Origin of the sequence: Neobacillus drentensis, from assembly GCF_036965645.1 — a bacterium.
GTDB classification, from domain to species: domain Bacteria; phylum Bacillota; class Bacilli; order Bacillales; family Cytobacillaceae; genus Neobacillus; species Neobacillus drentensis_D.
This window is the reverse complement of the sequence record NZ_JBALPZ010000250.1, coordinates 1-3038: the sequence shown is the minus strand read 5'-3', so window position 1 is coordinate 3038 and position 3038 is coordinate 1. Positions and strand designations below refer to the sequence as shown.

At 35.2% G+C, this 3038-nt stretch carries 2 protein-coding genes; one reads left to right on the top strand and one right to left on the bottom strand.

From position 1 onward, the window contains the following. Window positions 1–174: 174 nt before the first annotated feature. Window positions 175–1812 (top strand): TerD family protein, encoded by a 1638-nt coding sequence (locus V7266_RS29780; protein ID WP_335472847.1) that lies wholly within the window; start codon window positions 175–177, stop codon window positions 1810–1812. A gap of 244 nt (window positions 1813–2056) precedes the next feature. Here the strand turns inward: V7266_RS29780 and V7266_RS29775 are convergent, their stop codons facing one another. Continuing rightward, entirely contained in the window at window positions 2057–2923 is an 867-nt protein-coding gene (locus V7266_RS29775) for a sugar phosphate isomerase/epimerase family protein (RefSeq protein ID WP_335472846.1), read from the bottom strand. Between the last annotated feature and the right edge of the window lie 115 nt (window positions 2924–3038).

Below are 3038 nucleotides of genomic sequence, written 5' to 3'. Positions count from 1 at the left end.
TAATATTTGTTTGCAGGCTAAAAGAACCGAAACATGTTTAAAATGAGCGCTAGGAAAAAGTTGTTCATTGCTAAATTAGGAAAAAAGTCATAAATTGTAATAAGATGATTGCAAAATTAAAGTAGAATAAACTAGAACTTCATATTTTCTAAGTTTGAGAAAGGAGTGGTGGCAATGGTTTTATCCTTAGTAAAAGGACAGAAACTAGATCTATCAAAAAACAATCCAGCGTTAAATTTGTTACATATTGGCTTGGATTGGAAAGCCCCGGCTAATTTCGATATAGATGTATCTGCCTTTATGGTTGGGCAGGATGACAAAATTATTAGAGAGGAAGACTTTGTTTTTTATGGACAGTCGATATCCTCTAATGGTTCCGTGTGTTTAGAAGAATCGATTTCGACGATTGAAAAACAGCATTTTTTGATCGATTTACTAAAAGTCCCCGCTGATGTACACAAAATATCCTTCGCTCTTACGATTTATGAATCCGAACAAACTCGTCAAACCTTTGAAGATATATCCAATATTAAATTAAGAATTGTAAACAGTAGTAACCAGGAGGAATTAGCTGTTTTTCCAATTGATTATTCTTTTACTAAGGAAACGGCCATTGAACTAGGTGCCGTCTATCGAATTTCAGGAGAATGGAAATTTCAAGCGGTCGGGGCTGGGTTTTATGGTGGCCTTGCTCAATTATGCCGTGTTTTTGGAGTTGAGGTGGAAGAACAACAAGAACCAGTATTACCTTATGCACAAGTTAAGAAGGACTCTGGGGAAGATATACCAATGTCTCTAGCTGATCATGGCCAGTTAAAACGAAACGAAGACTGTTTCACATTCATGACAATAACAGAAGAAGACTTTGATCCAAGTAGTGTTGACTTTATAGCGATTGATTTTGAGACCGCGAATAACAAATTGAGTAGTGCCTGTTCTTTAGGGCTGGTTTTTGTAAAAGACCATACCATAGTCGCTGAGAAATATTATTTAATTCAACCACCTAACTTAAAATTTGATTCGATTAATACTAGAATTCATGGAATGACAGCCGAAGATGTCAGTCATGCAAAACGGTTTGACGGAATATGGGACGAAATCAAGAGATATTTTGATGGTACCACCATTATTGCCCATAACGCTCAATTCGATATGAGTGTATTATATTCTTGTTTAATGGAGTATTCATTGACCCATCCTGATTTTAATTACATTTGTAGTATTCCACTAAGTACAGGTGTTTGTGGTGGAAACGGAATAGGTAATTCTTTAAAGGAGCGCCTGGCTTTCTTTGATCTAGACATAACCAATCACCATAATGCCTTATCCGATGCTAGAGCATGTGCAGAGTTAGTGATTGCCTGTATGAAAACGAAGAAGACAAAGACCCTTCAAACTTATGTAAGCCTGTTTGAAGAAAGGATTCCTATCCGGCGATTTGAGGAGCTAAACCCTCAAACTGAATTTAGAAAAAATAAATTTAAGAGTAATAGAGTTTCGATTTCAGATATATCGGTAACGGTTGAAACGATCAGAACCAACCATCCTTTTTTTCAAAAAAATATGGTATTTACTGGTGAATTGAATTCATTAGAGCGTAAAGAAGCGATGCAGCAGGTCGTGAACTCTGGGGGAATTATTAAGAGTAGTGTAAGCAGTAAAACGGATTTTCTAATCGTTGGTATTCAAGACAAGTCCTTGGTTGGAGAAGGTGGAATAAGTACGAAAGAAAGAAAAGCACATGAACTGATTAATAAGGGGAAAATGATTAGAATCTTAAATGAAGAAGAATTTATTCAATTACTTCACTAGTAATCTATTTGATGAAGTTAAGTGTGAAAGTTTTGAGGAATTACAGGGACGATAGGAAATTATATTGAGTTTAAGTAAAATGACTCCGGCCCAATACCGGAGTCATTTACTAGCTGCATAAAAGGTCTTTTTTAAACTGTCCACTTAATGGGGAACATTTCACTTCTCTGCAAAATAAAAAAGAGAAATTGGGCTTTACCTTTAAGTTAGGGGAATGACAGTGAAAAAAATTTCAAGAAAAGATCTAAAACCAGCTTTCATATCCCATTGCAATTAAGTTATTACGACTCGTAATTAAACAATCATAGGGATTTTTTCCATATAATTCGTCTTGCTCTACGAAGAAATATTCACTACCACTAGCTAAACCAGTTTCAATAATTTTTTTAATAGGTAAGGTTCCTTCGCCAACTTCAGCAAATTGTGTAATTAGATGAAACATGTAGCTCAGTTTTTGACTGCCTTCTCCAGGATAATTGTCCATATTTATTTCTCCAACACGATAATCCTTTAAATGAATGGCTCGGATTCGATTGGCATAACGAGGAATAATATCTATTGGATCCAATCCAGCTCGCCAAATCCAGTGAACATCCAACTCAAATCCTAGATATTCTGTACTATCACGCATTAAATCAAGCATAAATTGCCCGTCATAACGAACAAATTCCATGTTATGAGCATGGTAGTAAAGGTCAATTCCTTCTTTTTTTAGTCGTTTCGCGTATTCTTCACAAATAGATGCAAACTGTAATGCCTTTTCTTTTGATCCCATAGAGTTAACTGGCAGCATACCAATACGCAAAATGGTACAATCAACAGCTTTACAATCTTTAACAATTTTATCAAAGTCGTGTTCTAAGGTGTCTCCAGGATATTTTTGCTCCTTTGAAAGATCTGCAACACCACAGGACATGGCAGCAATTTTCATATTAAAATCACGCATGGCCCTTCGCATATCTTGTATATTTTCTTCTGTCATAGAAATTTGTGAAACCTCAACGGCATTGTAGCCTATTTCATTGATTCTTTTTAAAACATTGTAAATACCATTTTCAGCTACTTGGTCTTTTAACATCATCATTTGAACGCCAATTTGCCCATTCTTCATTCCCTTTTCACCTCAGAAAAATAAAATAATTTATATGATAACTTCAGGGCAGCAGACGGTAGTGATAATTAATTAGTTTATTGAATGAATTAATTGTATATTAGTAGGTCAATTA